Genomic DNA, 19628 nt, shown 5'->3' with positions numbered 1-19628 from the left:
ACAAAAGGCACAGGTGGCAACAATGACTGATAATCCCAAAGCTGAGCAAAATACTGCTGAGCGAAGCGCTAATACCGTGTCTCTTGTCATTGGGGCGTCGGGGGGAATAGGGAAGGCATTGGTTTATTTATTGGCAAGCGCTGACGTCCGTGAAGGTGAGTACCCTAAAAAGGTTATAGCGCTTAGCCGCAGTGGTTATAAAGACCCTACGTGGCCAAGTAATGTAACGGCAATTAGTTTGCCTGAACACAATGAAGCCAGTATAGCGGCGTTTGTTAAAGACCTTCAAGCCCAAGGTACACGAGTGAAGTTAGCAATCGTCGCTACCGGTGTACTTCATAACGAATCGCAGGGGTTTCGCCCAGAAAAACGGCTTGAAGATATTAGTGAAGAAGCGCTAGCAACTTACTTTGCAGTCAATAGTACGATGCCCGCTCTGTGGATGAAGTACTTGGTGACTGTGATGGTGAGAGAAAACCCATCTATCGTTTGTATCAGTGCTCGGGTGGGCAGTATTTCTGATAATAAACTAGGGGGCTGGTATGGATATCGAGCTTCAAAAGCCGCGCTTAATATGTTGGTAAAAACAGCAGCGGTAGAGTACACACGGCGTTTAAAAGAGCCACTTTTAATGTGTTATCACCCGGGTACTGTAGATACTGGTTTATCAGCGCCGTTTCAGAAAAACGTGAAAGCAAAAAAGCTGTTTACGCCTGAATTTACGGCTAATCAACTGCTTACTCATTTGTCAAAACTGAGTGAATCTCGCCATCTAAACGACAACGAAAGCTGCTACTTCATTGACTGGGACGGTAAAGTGGTAACTTGGTGATACGCCAATTGCCGCTTTCTGTAAGCCCAATATCAAGACTTTTTATTGCACTGCTGTTACCATGCATTTCAGGGAATGGTGCAGTGTTTTGACTCGCTTAAAAAAGGCGAGCAATACGACGTAGTCGACGCCATTAGCACGATGAAATAATCATAAGTTATCGCCATCCCAGAAAACATAAAAATAAACTCAACAAGAGGAAGGGATATGAGCGGGGCCAGAGAACAGTTCGGATCGCGCATAGGTTTTATTCTAGCAGCGGCAGGATCGGCAGTAGGTATTGGTAACCTAGTGGGTTTTCCTGTGGGCGCAGCAAAAAATGGCGGTGGTGCATTCTTATTAATGTACGCCATTTTTGTATTCGCTATTTGCTTACCTGTGATGTTAGCGGAAATGTCAGTGGGGCGTCATGCCAAAAAGGATCCATTAGGCGCATACAGTGCAATCAGTGGTAATTCTGGAAAGTGGAAAATCGCTGGCTGGTTAGCCATTGCTACGCCATTTATGATTGCCGTGTTCTACATGGTGATCACGGTGTGGATTTTCGGTTATCTTTTTGAAACTGTCAGCGGTAATTTAGACACCTTAGCTAACCCAGATACCTTTGGGCTATTTATCAATTCATCGTCTATTTTTGCTTATATGGCCGTGGTTGTCGGTGTGGTTTACCTCATTCTACAAGGCGGTGTTAAAGAGGGAATTGAAAAAGCAGCTAAGCTGCTAATGCCAGCCCTTTTTGTCATGCTAATTGGTCTTGTAGTATTTGTACTTACTCGCGAAAATGCCATGGCAGGTGTGAAGTTTTATATCATTCCAGACTTCTCAAAACTCACAGCAGCTGTGGTGAATGGTGCGCTTGCACAAGCCTTTTTCTCGCTATCGCTAGGTATGGGGATATTGATTACCTACGGCAGTTATATCGACAAAAGAGCGGATGTACCTACGTCGGCAAAGTTAGTAGCCATAACAGACACCGCGGTGGCCTTCACGGCCGGCTTGATGATTCTACCGGCGATATTCTCATTCAATCCTGATATTAATCCTGATGAACTGAGTGAGTCATCGGTGAGCATGATTTTCACTTATTTACCTAACATATTTTTAGCGCTGCAAAGCTCTATTGGCTATGTTGGGGCGTCTATCGTGGCAAGCCTATTCTTCTTATTAGTGTTCTTTGCCGCCATTACGTCTTTAGTGTCTATCTTTGAAGTGCCAGTAGCGGCTTTAATGGATGAGAGGGGCGTAAGCAGAAAGTGGGCGTTAGCATCACTTGGCAGCGTAATGCTTGTGCTAGCGATACTGTGTACTTTGTCTTTTGGCAAAGTGGAAGCACTTACGCAGTTTGCCAGCTACGCGGGTGTCGATAAGTCGCTTTTCGACGTTATTATTGACGTATTTTACGAGACCATTTTGCCATTAAACGGCTTCTTGATTTGTATCTTCGTTATCTATCGTTGGAAGAGTGCAAATTTCAATGCATCCCTTGAAGAGGGAAGTTCAGGCTATCGCGGCGGATGGTTTGAAAAGTATGTTGATGTATCGCTTAAGACCTTTATCCCAGCCATCTTATTGGTTATTTTCATCAATACCGTGGCGGTTAAATACTTCGGCGTTAGCCTGTTTGGCTAGTCGTTGTTCTCGATTGGTAGTTGCACTAGGCTAGTTGATGTAAAACGTATATCAATAACAAGGCGCTCAAATGTGAGCGCCTTATTTATAACCCTATGCGTGTAACGTCATCATGTCACAACATTCTATCTCACTAAATCATGTCATCAGGGTTAGCATAGTCAGGCACTATTCCTAGTAAATCCCAACTTGCTTTTGCATCAATCACTTTGCCCGTAGGCGGTAAGTCTGACTCACTAAACGTGGGTGCAGGTATCCCTTTTTTGTTTGCGGCTTGGGTGTAGTATTCGCCTCTTTTCGGGTGCTGTAAGCTACATAAGTGATATAAGTCTGTGCTGTCAGTCTTGCTAGTTTCACTGTTGCTACTATCAGCCTTGCTACTGGCGGCTAAAATAAGAGTCTTTAAAGCGGCAACCACATCACGAATATGCACTAAGTTAATTCTCTTATTGCCCGCATTCAAGCTTCTGCCACTTAACGAATTTACTGGGTGACGATCTGGTCCTGTTAACCCCGCAAGGCGAACTATCTTAACGTCCACCTTGGCATTCGTTTTCAAATCTAATAGGTGCTGTTCTATCGCGACATGGGCTTTCGCCGACGCGGTTTCAGGTTGAGTGCTGACGTGTTCATTCAGCTCATCGTTCCTAGTGTCGCCGTATACCGAGGTGGTGCTTATAAAGATAATTCGGGCTACATTGGCCGCCACTGCGCTATCAATAAGGGCAAGCATGCTATTTGTAAAATCATCTAACTGAGTATTTCGACGGCCAGGTGGAATGTTTAGCACCAGTGTTGCACCAACAAGTTCATCACACAGCGCGGTGGTGTCGTTCCCCAAACTAAATACTAAGCCTTTAAGGTGCTTATTGTGTATTTGCTGCGCCTTTTCTTCGCTTCGCGTGGTGGCAATAATGGAATGGGTAGCTGACATGGCCTCGCCTAGGTAGCGGCCAAGCCAACCGTAACCGCATATAACTAGCTTATTATTCATAACGTCTTCTTAGATGAAAATGGGGCGTGAAAGTAAAGTATCAAAAATACGCGGTAACGTGCAAAACGGATTGATTCAGGGGGGAAGTGCGGGGTGCAAAACGAGAGCCCATAATTGATAAGGGTGAAAAGCTATTACAATGACATAAGTTAAAAAACAAAAACGCTAGCTGGAAAGCTAGCGTTGTAAGGTTATTAAACGTAGTTTGAATGCAGTGGAGGGGAAGTCACTACACAAACAAAAACACAGTTACATTTTCATTTCGCCACTGCGCATATCGATTAAGTCTAAGCCACCTAACCCAGGAATGCTGGCTTGCATTTTGTTTTCTGCATAATTAGCTTCTTGTAACACTTCACACAGGGCATCGCCTTTTTCTTCAAGTGCTGCGGCTTGAGTTTCAACACGGTGTTCAATAGATTCACCAAAGCGTTCCATTTTTGCCTCGAACGCTTCCATGTCGCCACCATTCCATAGCATTTGCGTACCAACAGCAATCAGAATGCGGCCAATTGATTCACTAACTAGCGACTCGAATTGCGCTTCAAATTCGTCTTCCCAGCTTTCGTCGAAAAAGCCTGGTTCGTCAAACTCAGTTGTATCCACTTTGATATTGCCGTTGTCGTCGTAAAAAGACGTTGCTAACTTTTCGTTAAGCGAAGTGAACATGGTATCGAAATCTTCAGTAAGCTCATTATCGCCGCCAAGCAGTTCACCGAATACTTCAGAAACGGCAACACTCGCAATCTCTAACCCTTCACTTGCGATATTAAGGGTCATGGGGATGGCAGTATCGATACGGTCGTAATAGGTATTTACCCATTGTTGTTGCTCGTTGTTCAGCGCAACACTGTCACCGTTAATGACTAAATGGTAAGTGTCATCAATCGACATGGTAGAACCATTTTGCATGTCGACTGTAATGAGGCCTTGGTGGTATTTAAGGTGGCCATCCAATTCGATGTCGCAGCTAGTCTCAAACGCAAACGCTGGCACGCTAAGTAAAGATGTAGTTACTAAGGCGAGTGGAAGAAATTGTTTAATTTTCATTTTTGAAATCCTATAAACCATGATGCTGTCTGGAATACTGTCTAGCGTGATGAACTCACGCGGTTTTTATAACCTGTTATAAAAACTCCAGTTCTAATCTCAGTATTGCAACCTCAGTGCCATTTTAATAAATTACAATATTTCAATGCCTTACAGTTTTATAGGTAAGCTGTGGCATTCACTATTTACCAAAAATTAGTAATTAGCTTAACTATTTGGCATTTTTGACTAAGATCAAAGAGGTAAGAAAAAGAGCGCATTACTCGTATTTAATGCTTTTTGAGGCATGTTCATCTAGATTGATTTCATGCATAATAACGCCAGAAAAATTAAAGGGTTTAGAGAATGACTGATTGGATTAACGCAATTGTATTTGGTGTTGCGCTAATTGCCTTCACTCTGGGGCTTAGCAGCATCGTAATGGGTTTCATGACAGCTGAAACTGGCGCTAAAGGCATGCAAGAAAAAATCGAGTATGGTTTCTTTGGTGTGTCTGGGCTAGTGGTTTGCTTGCTAATGGGTTATGCGTTAGCTTAAGTAATGATTTCCATAAAAAAACCGGCTTAGGCCGGTTTTTTTATGTCTAGCGTTTAAATTTCGTTGCTACACTAGCAAGCGCTAGTCTTGTTCGCTCTGGCTTATTTCCATAGCATTGGATAAGTAACCCAAATGGCCGTCACGTTGGTAAGCAACTAAGTCAAACAAAGACAGCATGGCCATGACATGGTCAAATATATCCGCTTGAACCTTTTCGTATTTCACCCAATCTTTTTCAATGCTAAAACAATATAGCTCTAGTGGCAGTCCAATCTCATTAGGGGGCAGTTGACGCACCATTAATGTCATTTCTTGGTTCACACTTGGGTGTTTACGCAAATAAGACTCTAAATACGCTCTGAAGGTGCCAATATTGGTTAACTTTCGACTATTCAATAAATCAGACTCATCAATAGAATAGTCTCTGTGGTAAGCACGCAGTTCATTAGTTTTCTTCTCGATATACTCGCTGATATAACGAATTTTAGAGAAGCGTTCTAACATTTCGTTGTCACACAATTTAATAGAATGAACATCGATATACACAGAGCGCTTTATTCTGCGGCCACCAGATTCTTGCATGCCACGCCAGTTTTTAACTGCCTCGGTAGTCAAATTATAGGTTGGCAGCGTTGAAATGGTTTTATCCCAGTTCTGTACTTTTACGTTGGTTAAACCTATCTCTTTAATTTCACCGTCTACTTCGTATTTCTGCATGGTGATCCAATCACCGGTATTAAACATGCGGTTAGCAGCAATTTGAATACCTGCCACAAAGCCTAATATGGTATCGCGGAAAATTAATAGCAGTACAGCGGCAATGGCGGTTAGCCCTGATACCAGCAGAAGCGGGCTTTTATCAACAATTAACGAGATGCTGAACAGTATGGTAAGAATGGCAAAGCCAAGCTTAGTGACTTGAATAAAACCAGTGATAGGCGCACGTTTAGATAACGCTGACGCGTTGTAAACATCTTCCACCGTACTCAAAATGGCATAAATACCCAGCAGACCACTGTACAGCATGTACAACAAAGCACTTTTTATTAATAAGCCATACAATACAGAGGCTTCTTCAATAAGCACTGGTGTAGCAAGGAATATAAACAGGGCAGGGAATAAATGCATAAGACGGCGGAAGAAGCCGTGTTCCTGCAATGCGTTATCCCAAATGTTGGTGGTTTTTGATACCCACCTTGCTATTTCAGGGCGAACAATCAATCTTGCAAAGATATAAATAACAATTGCTATCGTTAAGATGGTGCCCAACGCTAGCGCATTATATAGCGGGTCGTGCATGGTAAGTGATGGAAAAAAATCCTTCACTAAATGCATGAAGTTATCGCGTACAGTCGAACTTACTTCCACAATTACGACTCCAAAAGACGTTTAATACGGCTATCTTTATTTTTCCACATGGCATTAAGCCAATCTTGAAAAGTGGTGCGAAACTCAGATTCACTCAATGTGGAGTGTTGCTGAAGTGCAGGCACTGGCATCACATTAACATCGATTATGATTTTGGTCATGGTGCCACTTAGCATAGCCATCATTGGGTGGCGTTTATTCTCTGGGTACAACAATGAAATATCGAGCACATTAGTGAACAACTCACCCATAGCAGCCAATGTGAAAGACACGCCTCCCGCTTTAGGCGGAAGTAAGGTTTCATAAGGGCTTCGCTTCTGATGATGTTTTTGAGTGGTAAATCGCGTGCCTTCAACAAAGTTAATAACAGTGGTGGGCACCGTACGAAACTTTTCACAAGATGCTCGTGTTGTCTCTAGATCTTTACCCTTTTTCTCAGGGTACTTATCTAAATAGGCCTTGGTGTATCTGTGCATAAACGGCATATCTAACGCCCAAGCCCCTAACCCTACAAAAGGAAGCCAAATTAATTCCTTTTTAAGAAAAAATTTAGGGGCAGGTATGCGATGAGTGGCGAATTCAATTAGTAACACAATATCAAGGTAACTAAGATGATTGGCGATAATTAAATACCATCTATCTTTCGACAATTCGCCATGAACCGCACACTCAATATTGACATTATTAAAGAGGCGAATAAGCACTACACTAACGCGGCCGAAACTAAACAAGCAAGCGTGCATAACACTATTCCACGCCTCGGTAATTTTACCCGATGGGAGTATCAGTTTAACCACGCCGAACAAGATGATCAGCCCTCCCCACAGCGCAAGGTTAGTTATTTGAAGCGCGGTGTGGATCACGAAAATTACAGGGGAAAACAAGGTACGGATCATAGTGGCTTCTGAGTTGCGTTAATCGATTCTAATTGGTCGTTTTTATCTTGCCAGCGGCTATTTAACCAACGCTGAAATTGGCTTCTAACTTTCGGGTCGTCAAAGTAATTATCATTAAAATAGCCATTTTCGGTAATATCCTTAATGGGAGTAACTTTAATACTCACACGAATGTCACGTACCTTGCCGCTGACGAAATCCCAAAATGAGGGAACGCCACCAGGGTAATCAATCGTTACATCAATTAGCTTGTGTAACTGTGAGCCCATGGCAGAAAGTACAAAGGCCACGCCGCCCGCTTTAGGCTTCAGCAGGTGGCTGAACGGTGAGTTTTGTCTATCATGTTTTTCTTGGGTAAACCGGGTTCCTTCCACAAAGTTCATGATACTTACCGGCTTGGTTTGAAACTTCTCGCATGCTTTGCGGGTAGTTTCCATATCTTTCCCTTTTAAATGCGGGTTCTTGGCCAAGAAAGATTTTGAGTATCGACGCATGAACGGAAAGTCGAGGGCCCACCAAGCTAGTCCTAAAATAGGTACATAGATAAGCTCTTTTTTAAGGAAAAATTTTAAAAACGGGATTTTTCGGTTGAATACGCGTTGTAAAACCAAGATATCGACCCAAGATTGATGATTAGCAATAACTAAGTACCAGTCATTGCGGGTAAGTTGGTCAAGGCCTGTAACATCCCATTTCGTTCTACTACTCACTCGTTGATTAAGATTGTTAATCGTAATCCATGCGGTTGCGCAAGCGTCCAAAATGTACGATATAAATCGTCTCCATGGCGCAAGCGGAATAAGTTTGAAAAAAGATAAAATAATGATGGGCGTTGCCCATAAAACTGTATTTAAAAAATAAAAAATTACTGAAATGGTGCCAACCAGATGATGCATTAGGCTTCTTATCATCGTACTTACCTCAAAAATTAGGCACTTAGTGTAAACGAACTTGATTTAAAATCCGATAGACCCTTTACTGTTTGCTACAGCAAAGTGGTTATTTTTCCGAATTTATTATTGTACAGGAGTCATTATGGAGCTTATTAGTGAAAATCGTGCGTTTGGCGGTAGGCATTTGCGCTACCGTCACGATGCAAAGAGCACCAATTGCAGTATGACATTTGCAATTTATCTACCACCGTTTGCCTCCGCTGAGAAACCTGTACCAGTTTTATATTGGTTATCAGGGCTTACCTGTAATGACCAAAATTTCATGCAAAAAGCAGGGGCGATGAAATTAGCTGCAGAGCTCGGCATGGCCATTGTTGCACCAGACACTAGCCCTCGGGGTGAAGGTGTTCCTGATGACGAAAACGGCGCTTATGATTTTGGGCTAGGTGCTGGTTTTTATGTTGATGCAACACAAGCACCGTGGAAAGAGCACTATCAGATGTATAGCTATGTCACAGAAGAGCTGCCTAGCGTTGTAGAGCAACACTTCCCCGTAACAAAAGAGCGTGCCATTAGCGGCCATTCAATGGGCGGCCATGGTGCGCTTGTTGCTGGTTTACGTAATCCGAATCGCTATGTATCTGTTTCTGCGTTCAGCCCAGTGGCGAACCCTTCTGATTGCCCATGGGGCCAAAAAGCGCTGGGTCAGTATTTAGGTGATGATAAATCAGCATGGCGTGAATACGATGCAGCAAAGATTATTGCAAGTAAGAACCACGCCATTCCATTGCTGGTTGAGCAGGGCAATAGTGATGAATTTCTGTCTGAGCAATTAAAGCCACTGGCTCTCGTGCAAGCGGCTCAGCAATCAGATACGCAATTAACGCTAAACATGCATGAAGGCTACGATCATAGTTACTTCTTTATAGCGTCGTTTATTGAAGATCATTTAGAATTTCACGCTGGACATCTAGGCCTAATTTAAGTGCCAGCATCCCGTATAAGTGCGTTAGTTAGCTGCGTGACCAAGCGTTATATCGCAGCTTTCTGATGCGGTTTTCTAGCGCAGCTTTTCTACAAAGTCCCCAATCGACATTGGTTTGTCAAAGTAGTAACCTTGGGCATAACTACAGGCATTATCTACCAAAAACCTCTGCTGATCTTGCGTCTCAACACCCTCGGCAATAATGCTAATATTTAAATTTTTGGCCAAGCCTAAAATAGCTTGGATAATAGCTTGATCGTCGGTATTCGCTTCTAAATCGCTCACAAAAGAACGGTCTATCTTTAGTTCATCAATAGGAAGCTTTTTAAGGTAAACCAAAGAGCTGAAACCCGTTCCAAAATCATCAATTGATATGGTAATACCCATAGCTCTAAGTTCGTTCAGCAACACAGACACAGTATCTAAACTATCAATAAACACACTTTCGGTGAGCTCTATCGATAAATGCCTAGGGTCGATGGCTCTTCGCTTTAGGGATGATTGTATTTGGTGAAGCAGCACAAGATCGGTAACTTGTCGGCCAGAGATATTAATCGCTAAGCGAATGTCTAAATTAGCTTCTGTAAGCTTATCAATAGCATTACACGCCTCTTCTACTAACCATTCACCAAATGGAAATATCAACTCAGTACGTTCAGCAATCGGAATAAAAACATCCGGTGGAATGTAGCTTCCGTCTTCTTGTTTCCAGCGCGCTAATGCTTCGCACTTAACAATTTTACCGGTTTGTAAATCAACGATAGGCTGTAAGAAAAGCGCTAATTGATTGTTTTCAATGGCGGTGCGAAGTTTGCTTTCCAGCTCAGACATACTCTGATGCTGGCGTTGCAGCATTTCACTGTATTCAAGAATAACGTTTTTACCTTGAAACTTCGCAATCTGGAGGGCGATATCCGCATGACGCAATAATATATTCCCTTGATCTCCGTGTTGGGGATAACTCGCGATGCCAATATTGATCCCAAGGTTCGATTCAGCGCCATGAAGTGAAGTATAGGTATTTACCAGCTTCTTCTTCATATCCTGCGCATAGTCCAATGGGTTAACACCACTGAAGGTATCGGTGCGCTTTACAATGGAAAATTCGTTGCTCCCCATTCTGGCGATAAACCCACTATTGCCAACAAAACCTTGTAATCTTGATGCAAAAGACTTGAGTATTTCATCACCTGAATGGTAACCAAGTTTTTCGTTAATCTTCTTAAACTCTCGTATATCTATAACAAACAGAGCAAATTTAACGTCTTCTTGAACCAACTTCTGAACATAGCTATTGAAAAAATTACGGTTGGCAATTTTAGTCAAAGAGTCCATGCCCGTAGCAGATAGTACGCTTTCTTCTTTATTTCGAATGTGACTGATATCGGTAAGAAGATACACCCAATGGGTAAGTTCATTATCGTGAATAACAGGGTGAATGGTTACCTGTAACCATACCTCATAATTTTGCGTGGGCTGCCAATAGAGCTCACCTTGCCATGCTGAACGCTTTTCGATGAGCGTTGGGAGGAAAGTGTCTGGCACACTCACATCTTGGAGTAAGTGTTCAAGCCTATTGGCACTGTCATTGGAACGGCTGCAAGAAAGGAGTTGCCTAGCGGACTTATTATCTAATACCGTTTCACGGTCTTTATCTAAAATAACCACCCCAGTTTCTAAGTGGTGGATAGCTTGTTTTATGGGAGGAACCAGCTTTTCGTAATTTTTGTTTTTAAGCAGTGTTTTATCTAGACGCTGGCGGATGTATTCGTGCTGACCAACAATTTCGTGATGACTTAAAAGTAGCTCTCTGGCAGCTTGTAGGGTTTTTTGTTTTTCTTCGTATTGTGTTTCTACATTCTTTATAACTAAGAAGTGCTGACCTTTACCACTATTAATCGCAAGGGCTTCTAAGTGAAGCGCCTCATTCTCGTTTTCTTCAGTCCAGAAGCCTGAAGATAGGGTAAAGACGTTGTCATTCTGCCATATGTCATTGGCATCTGTCATAAAGTCGTCTAGAAACATGGAGGAGAAATTGTCTGGATTAACCTTGTTATCATCATCTAGGATGGCAATCTTATGAAGCCACGAAACATCAGGCGTGAGGCATTGAAGGCTCGTTGTGCTTTTAAAGATAGCGCAGTCTGTTATTCCTAGCGCATTAAGAAGGTGTATATCCATACGTAGCTCCTACCAAAACGCAATTGTACTAAAGAGGTTTTCGACATTCTCGCCGGTCTTTGCACTGGTTTTTGTTAGTGATTCAAACTTTTTTGCATAGGAATCAAGTTCTTCTTCACTCCAGTGCCAGCTTGAAGGAAGGTCGGTTTTATTGACCACGAAAAAAGCCGGAATATCAGGGTAATGTTCCCTCGCCATTTCAAGAATTTCGATACCTTCTAATAACGACTGAGAGCGGGTTTGATCGACCACAATGATATAGGCACTTGCGCCACGTAAATACCGTGGATTGAATCCGCAGTATCTGTCGATACCTTCAAGATCCCAAAGCAGCAACTGCACGCCTCGACCATCTTTGTTAACTTGTTTTTTATCGATTTTCACACCGATTGTCGTTTTATATTTTTCAGAGAAAATACTTTCGACAAACTGTTTAACCAGGCTCGTCTTCCCAACACCGGTAGGGCCTAAGATGCACACCTTTTTTTGAATCACTGTGTATTTACCTCTGATGTTTTCGAGTCAGATAGCAAAACATTTATAAATACAGTTCGTCCCATTGAACCCTCACTTAAAGATAACTGGCCAAGCCCTATTGGAAAAAGAATGCTAGGGTCAACCTTCATGGGTATCAGCGCTTCTTTCACGTTGTTAGCTCTTAATTTGCTTAAGGCAAGATTGCGTGTAGAACTACCTGAATTATCACTTGCGCCCAAAATAAAGACTGCAACTGACAGATTAAGCTGCTTCGCAAGCACCTGCAACTGCTGCAACTCTTGGCCCAATCGTTCTAGTACTTCCAATTGCTCAGAATCTAGGTTCTCTTGTGCAATTGCAAACGCTAAATGTGTTGAAGAAATTCTCGCGACAAGGTCGTTTATAACCACAGTGTTAAGTTCTTCTGTATTAGCACGCCCCCCATCGACAATATCAATACCAGACAGGTCAGGTTTCAACTGAGAAATACCGGGTATTGCACGAAGTTCCCTTGTGAATGCGCGTAATGCATCAATCGTCATCTCGCCGCTCAGAAACAATGCATCATTTTCATCATAAATGGCTGTCAGTTCGTTGTTCGTTGTTGCTACTAAGGATAAAACTTTATCGATAACGACATTTTTTTGTAGCGACACAAAGGGTTCTTCGAGAATAATCACTTTGTTGGTGTTAATGTCTTGGTTTTCTAACCATGTAATAGATGATTGCATATGAGGATCGCGCAGCAAGCGCACTTGCACCTTACCATCTTTTACGGCGGTGTCAGTAAGCACAATACCAGCTGGAGGAGGTAAATCCCTTATCGTGCTTTGTAATATCGATAAATCTATTCGTAAAAATGCAAGATAAGCTAAAAGCAGTAGTACGATGGCGATAACAACACCACCGAACAGCCTTTTTTTCTTACCCTTTGCTTCATCTTTCTTCGCGCTAATTAAACAGTCGTTCAACAAGGTTTCGCAACCCGCAAAAGGCGCGCTGTCGCCCTGATACTCTTGTAATGGAACCTGATAAAACTGATGGAATTCTTCTAGTGCTTGTTGTAGTCGGCTTCTAATTTCCGGAGGAACACTGCCAACAACCGCGGCAACCAAGATGGCCTGCGGACCTATTTTTATAAGCAGAGTGAAATCACCGGTTTTAATTTCACCTAATTCGTTTTCGGCCTCATTCTCTTGCGACTGAAATGCATCAGCAACAAAATCATTAATGGCAACCAGCATTGAAGAAATAAGATCGGCATCTTTGCTGCGTTCAGGATCAGAAGAAATAGTATGTAGCAGCGTACCGGTTTCTCGGTGAATGACAAAAAGCTGTTGAACTTGGTATTGATAGACTTGAGAAGCAACGTAATCAGAATACCTAATACCAGATTGCCACGCTTTAAAACGCCACGATACGCTTTTAGGGCTAAGACTGTTTTCGATAAGTGCGTTGGTTCTTTCAACGAAATCGACTAAAAATGACGATACTGCTTTACGAACCAAGGTGCCAACAAGAGGGTAGAGTGTACCTACGATTTTATCGCTATTTGCTTCAATAGAGCGATGCAGCGACTTCTCGACCAAGGGCACCAGCACTTTATTAACCGAGCCATCTTTGTTTTCTCTGTCATGCAATGCTTCAGAAATAATACCGCCTACCACTTCTTTGGCATCGCGTTTTAATATTTCTTGAACATATTTGTCGTCTCGGCCAAGTATTAACGCTCTGATTTGATGCAGAGAATTATCTTTTGACTCAGGAGAAAGCCCTTTGTCTTCCATTTATGGCTACTGGTCAGTTGCTAAGTTCGAAGCCATAGTGGAAAGCAGGTTAGCCAGCGTTTTTCTATCAGTTTTTGTTTCTGATAGTTCACTTGTCACCTGCTGCAGACGCTCAAGTAGTTCTTGATGACGTTTACTAAATACACTTTCCAAAGAATCTAGTTCTTTAACCACGTGTGCTTCTAAGGCATCGTTATCGTTTTTGGCAGAGGTTTCGGCTATTTCAAGTTCTGATTGCAATTTATCTGTCGTGGCTTGAAGCTGATTTTGAACATTGCTGTTTGAGCTATTCGCCCCTTCAAGTCGATGTGATAAATCTTGAACCTGGTTATCGATGAGTTTTCTAATGTCGTTGAACTGAACTTCTAACTGATTATTTAATGTGGCGAAGTTGTCATTTATGCGAGATTCCAAGCTGGCTAAATCTGCCTTGAATGCTCGATTAGTTTGACCAAAAAGTATTTCTCTTAACTGAGTGAGCTCGTCACCCGCTTGTGTAACATCGGGTTTGGCTTCCACGTTTTTAGACGGTTTATTTGCCATGCAAAAAATCTCCCTTAGGCATAAACATAACTGCGTTCACATCAAACCTCTGAAATGGGCGTATCAGATAAACCCATTAAATTGAAAAATAGGATGTTTATTATTCTTTTTTCTACCATAGCGCGTAAAGGCGAGATTGGAAATAACACATTAGTTCTAAATGTGTTTTTTACTTTCACACCAAAGCGCGTCGCTAATATGAGCGAACAGCTTTAACCTTTACACTTACAGTAGTAAAATAAGGCCATTCAGCGAAGTGTTTATAGACTTAAGTATTAGTCTTTAAAACAAGGAAACGCTACTTATCTATTTAATTTTGAGGTGACTTTTTTGTCTATCGCTCCGCTAAATCGCAAATTCTCCATCGCTCCAATGCTGGATTGGACCGATCGTCATTGCCGTTATTTTCTTCGGCTGCTCTCTAAGCATTCTTTGCTTTATACCGAAATGGTCACCACAGGTGCGATTATTTATGGGAAAGGCGACTACCTTGGGTTTAATCAAGAAGAGCATCCTGTAGCCTTGCAACTAGGTGGCAGTAACCCAGACCACATGGCGAAATGTGCGGTACTTGCTCAAGAACGCGGCTACGATGAAGTGAATATTAACGTGGGTTGCCCATCTGATAGGGTGAAAAATGGCAGTTTTGGTGCTTGCTTGATGGCGCAGCCAGAAATTGTGGCTGATAACGTTAGGGCTATGCAAGCGGTAGTGGACATTCCGGTTACGGTGAAATGCCGAATTGGTATTGACGATATGGATGAATATGAAGACTTCGCGCGGTTTGTAGATATTGTTGCCGACGCTGGTTGCGATACTTTTATTGTTCACGCGCGCAAAGCTTGGCTGCAAGGGTTGAGCCCAAAAGAGAACAGAGATATTCCGCCGCTGAATTACCCTAGAGTCCATATGCTAAAAGAGGCTCACCCCCGACTTTCTATTAGTATTAATGGCGGTGTTAAAACACTGGCCGATACTCAAGAGCAGTTGAAATATGTTGATGGTGTAATGATGGGCAGGGAAGTGTATGCCAACCCTTATATTCTGGCCAATGTAGATGCTGAGATTTTTGGTGACGAATCAGTTCAACCTATTAGTCGCCGTGATGTAGTACTTAAAATGCAGCAATACATAGAAGCGTGTATTGCGCGCCAAGATGACCCTTATTTCAAGCCTTGGCACGTTGCTAGACATATGCTTGGCTTGTATCAAGGACAAGCTGGCGGCCGAATTTGGCGTCGCTATTTAAGTCAAAATGGTACAGGAAAATCGCCAGATCCGGATTTGTTAATGAATGCACTGCACGCAGTGGAGTCAGCACAGCAAGAAATCAATGACTACAACGCGCAAAAAGCGGCGAATAATATTTCTTAAATCAATAATAAGGCGCCAAGTGGTCAAATACACTAAACCACTTAATGAATTTGACTAAACCTTGGCGTTGTACGAAATTTACTCGAAATGTTGTGAGCGCAATATTTTCTGCTATTTTCTTTAATTTCAATTGTTTAAATGTAATTTTCCTAGGTGGCACGAGTTTGGCTATCTATTAATCAAAGCAATAGCGAAGGGCTGTTGCAGTGATTACCATCAAGGGAAATTATGAAAACTTCACTTTTAGCAGCATCAATCGTTTCTATCACTTTATTTAGCGCTGGCGCAAATGCGCAAGAATCAATCCTTCAGTCAATATTGACGAATATGGTTGAGCACGCCGTGAGTATCACTACCAACGAAGTAAAAGCAAATGTGTACCAGACTGTGGCGAATACGGCATATCACTTTGAGTTAGAAGGTGAAGCTACAATGGGTAAAGTACAAGTTACCGATATAGCAGCAACATCATCTGCGGATACTGAAGAAGTATCTCCACGTGCTGAGTAAGCCATCAGCGGCTCTACCCTATTTATGAAAAGCGACCTGATAAGGTCGTTTTTTTTTGCCTTAATTTTTTGAAACGTAGCGCTGATTTTGTTACTGGTTAAATTGACGAACAGTGAGTGGTTAAATTTACTAAATAGTTGGTTTATAGGAAAGTGACGAAGCACCAGTCATTTTCATTTTTGAGTTTTAATTAATAAAAACAGTGTTTTACTGATTTGGCACGCCAATTGTAATGTATTTAATAAGCAAAGAGATGTAAGCGACAAGATTGGCGTCAGCACAGTTAATCGCCAACCGTAGCATGGCCACTGCCTTAGTCTACGTTATTAATCACACTGAAACGGAGCAATAACAATGGGTATGTTTTCAAGAATAAATGACATCGTGCAATCAAACTTAAACGCCATGCTAGATAAGGCTGAAGATCCAGAAAAAATCATTCGCCTCATTATTCAAGAAATGGAAGAGACCTTGGTTGAGGTGCGCACTGATGCAGCACGTTACCTCGCCGACCAGAAAACCTTAGCTCGCCATATGGCGTCAGCAGAAAAGGATATCAACGGTTGGCAGGATAAAGCGCAGCTTGCCATGAATAACGACAAAGAAGGTTTGGCTAAGGCCGCGTTGGTTGAAAAGCAGAAGTATGTTGCCAAGCTAAGCCAGTTAGAACAGCAGCAGGTACAGCTGGCTGAAATTATCGAAAAGATTCAAGTTGATACTGGGCGTTTAAATAGCAAGCTAAATGAAGCGAAGCAAAAGCAAAAGTCGCTTGTTAGCCGCAAACAAACGTTAGAAACGCGCCTAAAAGTAAAAAGCGTGGATAACAGCAACAAAATCGATGATGCCATGGTGCGTTTTGAGCATTACGAGCAGCGCATTGACACACTAGAAGCGCAGGTTGATGCCTACGACCTAACAAAGGATAGCGGCAGTGCTACCTCTTTAGCCGCTGAGTTCGATGCCCTTGAAGCAGATGAAACGATAGAGAATGAACTCGCTGCGCTTAAGAAAAAAAAGGTAGCGTAAATATCGCGTAGAGCGTGGGGTAGGTCATTACCTGCGCGCTCTTACCGTACAACCCTAAGCAATCTGAAATGAATTTGAGGAAATGAAAATGAAAATGCCATCACAAAAACGTATTTATAGAGATTTAGACAGCGCGGTTATTTCAGGTGTTTGCGCAGGCGTTGCACGGCACTTAGAGGTAGATCCAATTTGGGTTCGAGTTGGCGCAGCAACGGCCCTTATCTTTATGCCAGCTATCGCAGTGGTCTCTTATTTTGCAGCAGTCATGCTATTACCAAGGGCAGTGTAATGAAAAACTTTCTTATCGCGATTGTGTTAGCTGTGATCCTGGTTAATTGTTTAGGCAGTGTCATCGACGACTGGTTTGGCATGCATATCGTGATGTCAGACGAATTACTTAGTCCTTGGGAAAACCTTGCTGCGCTATCTGTCATAGGTATTCTGTTAGCGGTAGTGGGTTTTGTAGTAGCAGTGAGTGTTCTTGGCACACTATTGCTGGCTGTCGGCGCGGTATTTTTGGCGTTACTAGCTGCAGGCATTGGCGCGTTTTGGCCAATCGTTGTTCTTGCTATACTTATCTATGCATTTAAGGACAAATCCAAGCGTGATCAACACCTAAATCGTCCTGTATGATGATTATAAGTTTATTTAAGTTGTGTTATTAGGCCGATAAATGGTGATATAACTGCAACCGTCATAAAGGTTTAGTAATTCTCGCGTATTTATAATTAGTTATACATTGCCGGTTAAGTCCGGCTTTGTGTCATTTGAAAGGAAGGTTGGCATTGATATGAGAAAATCAATTAGCACAAAACGAGTAGCCCTTGTCATTGCAGTGTTGTTTCTAATTTTTTGGTTAATAGGTCTGTATTGGAGCATGGCACCAGACGCCTATGACGTTAAAAAGCGGGTGGCGCAACAAGCACAAAATATTAATCCAGAAGACGTGGCCGGCTATACGCTTACTGCAACCATGATTGATGTCTCTGAAACCTTACTAGATAAGCCTGGTGGCTACCTGTCGAACGATGTGATGCCGCCGGGTGTTTTCTTAGACAATATGCCTTCTTTTGAATTTGGCGCACTGGAAATGATTCGTGACCTTGCGCTTTCTATGCGTAAAGACTTTAGCCGTTCGCAATCTCAATCGTTAGAAAACCCTTATCTTACTAAAGCGCATCCTAAATTTAACATGGATCATAAAAGCTGGATGTTTCCGTCGTCTGAGTCTAGCTACCGAGACGGCATAGCGCTTCTAAAGCTTTATCGCGATCAGCTTGCGAACCCGCAAAATTCCGACAGTCAATTTTATACCCGTGCTGATAATTTACGTGAGTGGTTAAAACAAGTTGAAAAGCGTTTAGGCAGCTATTCTCAGCGTTTAAGTGCCAGTGTTGGTTCTGCAAGAATTAATACAGATTTAGCCGGCGATTCTAAAGCGAAGCAGTCTACGTCGGTAGCGCAGCAGCGCACCGTTAAAACCAGCTGGTTCAAGTTAGATAATAATTTTCATGAAGCGCGCGGTGCGACGTGGGCGCTACTGCATTTTCTTAAAGCGGTAGAAGTTGAATTCTACGATGTATTAGAAGATAAAAACGCATTGGTTAGCTTACAGCAGATAATTCGTGAGCTTGAAGCAACTCAGCAGTCTGTGTTCAGTCCTGTTATTCTAAATGGCAGTGGCTTTGGCATGCTGGCTAACCATTCTTTAGTGATGGCGAACTATATTTCTCGCGCAAACGCTGCTTTAATTGAACTTTCAGAACTTCTCAGTCAAGGATAACAAATGAAAAAGTGTCTATTGGCAACCTTAGTAGGTTGTGCTCTTTTCTCCGCATCTTCACATGCAGACACAATTGCAGGGGTGTACGCAGGTGCACAAGTTTGGCAAACCGATACCAGTGGTGGGTTTGCCGACAATTCATCTACTGCCGACTTTAATTTTGATGATGAAACAAACACCGCGCTTTATGTGGCGTTCGAACACCCGTTGCCATTTGTGCCAAACGTTAAGATAGGGCATACCACCTTAGATAACTCTGGCACCACTACGCTAAATACTAACTTCACTTTCGACGGTGACTTGTATACCGCAGAGAGCCAGATAGATACTATTGTTGAGTTAGATGCTACAGACATTATCTTGTATTACGAGCTGTTCGATAACGACTTAATTAGTTTCGATGTGGGCTTGAATGCTAAGTATATCGATGGCGCGTTCTCAGTTTACGATACCGCTAGTGACACACAGGGGTCGGGTGATTTTTCTGGTGTGATACCCATGGTGTATTCGAAAGTACAAGTTGGCTTGCCGTTTACGGGCTTAGCGGCTTATGCAGAAGGTAGCTATTTGTCGTTTGACGATCACGAACTCAGCGATTACCAAGTGGCAGTGACCTACTCATTTATAGAAAGTATTGCGGTTGATATGACTCTACAGGTTGGCTATCGCAAAGTGACAATGGATATTGAAGATCTTGACGATATCTATGCAGACATGGAATTTGATGGCGCGTTTGCAGGGTTAGAAGTTCACTTCTAATTTT

20 protein-coding genes are annotated in these 19628 nt (G+C 42.5%); 11 read left to right on the top strand and 9 right to left on the bottom strand.

Annotation, left to right across the window (positions count from 1 at the left end; genetic code table 11):
- Window positions 1–22: 22 nt before the first annotated feature.
- Together AVL57_RS16790 and AVL57_RS16785 are read left to right on the top strand one after the other, a co-directional pair.
- Window positions 23–832 carry an SDR family NAD(P)-dependent oxidoreductase gene (locus tag AVL57_RS16790; protein WP_057789367.1) on the top strand — a complete coding sequence of 270 codons (810 nt, stop codon included), beginning with the start codon at window positions 23–25 and terminating at the stop codon, window positions 830–832.
- Between the two features lie 207 nt (window positions 833–1039).
- Window positions 1040–2461 carry a sodium-dependent transporter gene (locus AVL57_RS16785; protein WP_057789369.1) on the top strand — a complete coding sequence of 474 codons (1422 nt, stop codon included), beginning with the start codon at window positions 1040–1042 and terminating at the stop codon, window positions 2459–2461.
- A gap of 133 nt (window positions 2462–2594) precedes the next feature.
- Here AVL57_RS16785 and AVL57_RS16780 read toward each other — a convergent pair whose 3' ends face one another.
- Both AVL57_RS16780 and AVL57_RS16775 read right to left on the bottom strand, forming a co-directional pair.
- The gene (locus AVL57_RS16780) at window positions 2595–3455 is read right to left on the bottom strand and encodes an NAD-dependent epimerase/dehydratase family protein (protein ID WP_057789371.1); all 861 of its coding nucleotides are present in this window, start codon (window positions 3453–3455) and stop codon (window positions 2595–2597) included.
- A 249-nt stretch (window positions 3456–3704) separates the two neighbouring features.
- On the bottom strand, window positions 3705–4505 hold the full coding sequence (locus AVL57_RS16775; protein ID WP_057789373.1) for a DUF2884 family protein: 801 nt from the start codon (window positions 4503–4505) through the stop codon (window positions 3705–3707).
- Window positions 4506–4850: 345 nt separating this feature from the next.
- Here AVL57_RS16775 and AVL57_RS16770 point away from each other — a divergent pair, with 345 nt between their 5' ends.
- Window positions 4851–5042 (top strand): hypothetical protein, encoded by a 192-nt coding sequence (locus tag AVL57_RS16770; RefSeq protein WP_013782633.1) that lies wholly within the window; start codon window positions 4851–4853, stop codon window positions 5040–5042.
- An 81-nt stretch (window positions 5043–5123) separates the two neighbouring features.
- Here the strand turns inward: AVL57_RS16770 and AVL57_RS16765 are convergent, their stop codons facing one another.
- The 3 genes from AVL57_RS16765 to yihG (AVL57_RS16755) are packed head-to-tail and all read right to left on the bottom strand — an operon-like array spanning window position 5124 to window position 8217.
- Entirely contained in the window at window positions 5124–6410 is a 1287-nt protein-coding gene (locus AVL57_RS16765; protein ID WP_057789375.1) for a mechanosensitive ion channel family protein, read from the bottom strand.
- Between the two features lie 2 nt (window positions 6411–6412).
- Entirely contained in the window at window positions 6413–7306 is an 894-nt protein-coding gene (yihG, locus tag AVL57_RS16760) for a 1-acylglycerol-3-phosphate O-acyltransferase, YihG family (protein WP_057789377.1), read from the bottom strand.
- Window positions 7303–8217, bottom strand: coding sequence for a 1-acylglycerol-3-phosphate O-acyltransferase, YihG family (gene yihG / locus AVL57_RS16755; protein WP_057789382.1), 915 nt, complete (start codon window positions 8215–8217; stop codon window positions 7303–7305). The genes yihG (AVL57_RS16760) and yihG (AVL57_RS16755) overlap by 4 nt, the downstream gene beginning before the upstream one ends.
- A gap of 124 nt (window positions 8218–8341) precedes the next feature.
- Between yihG (AVL57_RS16755) and fghA the strand changes: the two genes are divergently transcribed.
- Complete coding sequence (gene fghA, locus AVL57_RS16750; RefSeq protein WP_057789386.1) at window positions 8342–9184, top strand: S-formylglutathione hydrolase; 843 nt, start codon at window positions 8342–8344, stop codon at window positions 9182–9184.
- Window positions 9185–9259: 75 nt separating this feature from the next.
- Here fghA and AVL57_RS16745 read toward each other — a convergent pair whose 3' ends face one another.
- The 4 genes from AVL57_RS16745 to AVL57_RS16730 are packed head-to-tail and all read right to left on the bottom strand — an operon-like array spanning window position 9260 to window position 14172.
- On the bottom strand, window positions 9260–11365 hold the full coding sequence (locus AVL57_RS16745; protein ID WP_057789397.1) for a sensor domain-containing protein: 2106 nt from the start codon (window positions 11363–11365) through the stop codon (window positions 9260–9262).
- A 9-nt stretch (window positions 11366–11374) separates the two neighbouring features.
- Window positions 11375–11860: a Rab family GTPase gene (locus tag AVL57_RS16740; RefSeq protein WP_057789398.1), complete on the bottom strand. Its 486-nt coding sequence runs from the start codon at window positions 11858–11860 to the stop codon at window positions 11375–11377.
- The gene (locus AVL57_RS16735; protein WP_057789399.1) at window positions 11857–13629 is read right to left on the bottom strand and encodes an OmpA family protein; all 1773 of its coding nucleotides are present in this window, start codon (window positions 13627–13629) and stop codon (window positions 11857–11859) included. Before AVL57_RS16735 ends, AVL57_RS16740 begins: the two co-directional genes overlap by 4 nt.
- Before the next feature lie 6 nt (window positions 13630–13635).
- Window positions 13636–14172: a hypothetical protein gene (locus AVL57_RS16730; protein ID WP_057789400.1), complete on the bottom strand. Its 537-nt coding sequence runs from the start codon at window positions 14170–14172 to the stop codon at window positions 13636–13638.
- Window positions 14173–14502: 330 nt separating this feature from the next.
- Here AVL57_RS16730 and dusA point away from each other — a divergent pair, with 330 nt between their 5' ends.
- The 7 genes from dusA (at window position 14503) to AVL57_RS16695 (ending at window position 19624) form a co-directional block, all read left to right on the top strand.
- Entirely contained in the window at window positions 14503–15546 is a 1044-nt protein-coding gene (dusA, locus tag AVL57_RS16725) for a tRNA dihydrouridine(20/20a) synthase DusA (RefSeq protein ID WP_082604812.1), read from the top strand.
- 228 nt (window positions 15547–15774) lie between these two features.
- Window positions 15775–16056, top strand: a complete 282-nt coding sequence (locus AVL57_RS16720) for a hypothetical protein (protein ID WP_057789401.1) — start codon at window positions 15775–15777, stop codon at window positions 16054–16056.
- Between the two features lie 354 nt (window positions 16057–16410).
- Window positions 16411–17082 (top strand): phage shock protein PspA, encoded by a 672-nt coding sequence (gene pspA, locus AVL57_RS16715; RefSeq protein ID WP_057789403.1) that lies wholly within the window; start codon window positions 16411–16413, stop codon window positions 17080–17082.
- 88 nt (window positions 17083–17170) lie between these two features.
- Window positions 17171–17371 (top strand): PspC domain-containing protein, encoded by a 201-nt coding sequence (locus AVL57_RS16710; RefSeq protein ID WP_013782645.1) that lies wholly within the window; start codon window positions 17171–17173, stop codon window positions 17369–17371.
- Window positions 17371–17715, top strand: a complete 345-nt coding sequence (locus AVL57_RS16705; RefSeq protein WP_057789404.1) for a hypothetical protein — start codon at window positions 17371–17373, stop codon at window positions 17713–17715. Before AVL57_RS16710 ends, AVL57_RS16705 begins: the two co-directional genes overlap by 1 nt.
- Before the next feature lie 157 nt (window positions 17716–17872).
- Window positions 17873–18865, top strand: a complete 993-nt coding sequence (locus AVL57_RS16700; RefSeq protein ID WP_057789406.1) for a DUF2333 family protein — start codon at window positions 17873–17875, stop codon at window positions 18863–18865.
- Window positions 18866–18868: 3 nt separating this feature from the next.
- Window positions 18869–19624: a TIGR04219 family outer membrane beta-barrel protein gene (locus AVL57_RS16695; RefSeq protein WP_057789408.1), complete on the top strand. Its 756-nt coding sequence runs from the start codon at window positions 18869–18871 to the stop codon at window positions 19622–19624.
- Window positions 19625–19628: the final 4 nt, after the last annotated feature.

This window comes from Alteromonas stellipolaris, assembly GCF_001562115.1.
GTDB classification, from domain to species: domain Bacteria; phylum Pseudomonadota; class Gammaproteobacteria; order Enterobacterales; family Alteromonadaceae; genus Alteromonas; species Alteromonas stellipolaris.
Note: the sequence above shows the minus strand (reverse complement) of the source record. Positions and strands in the feature narration are given on the sequence as shown.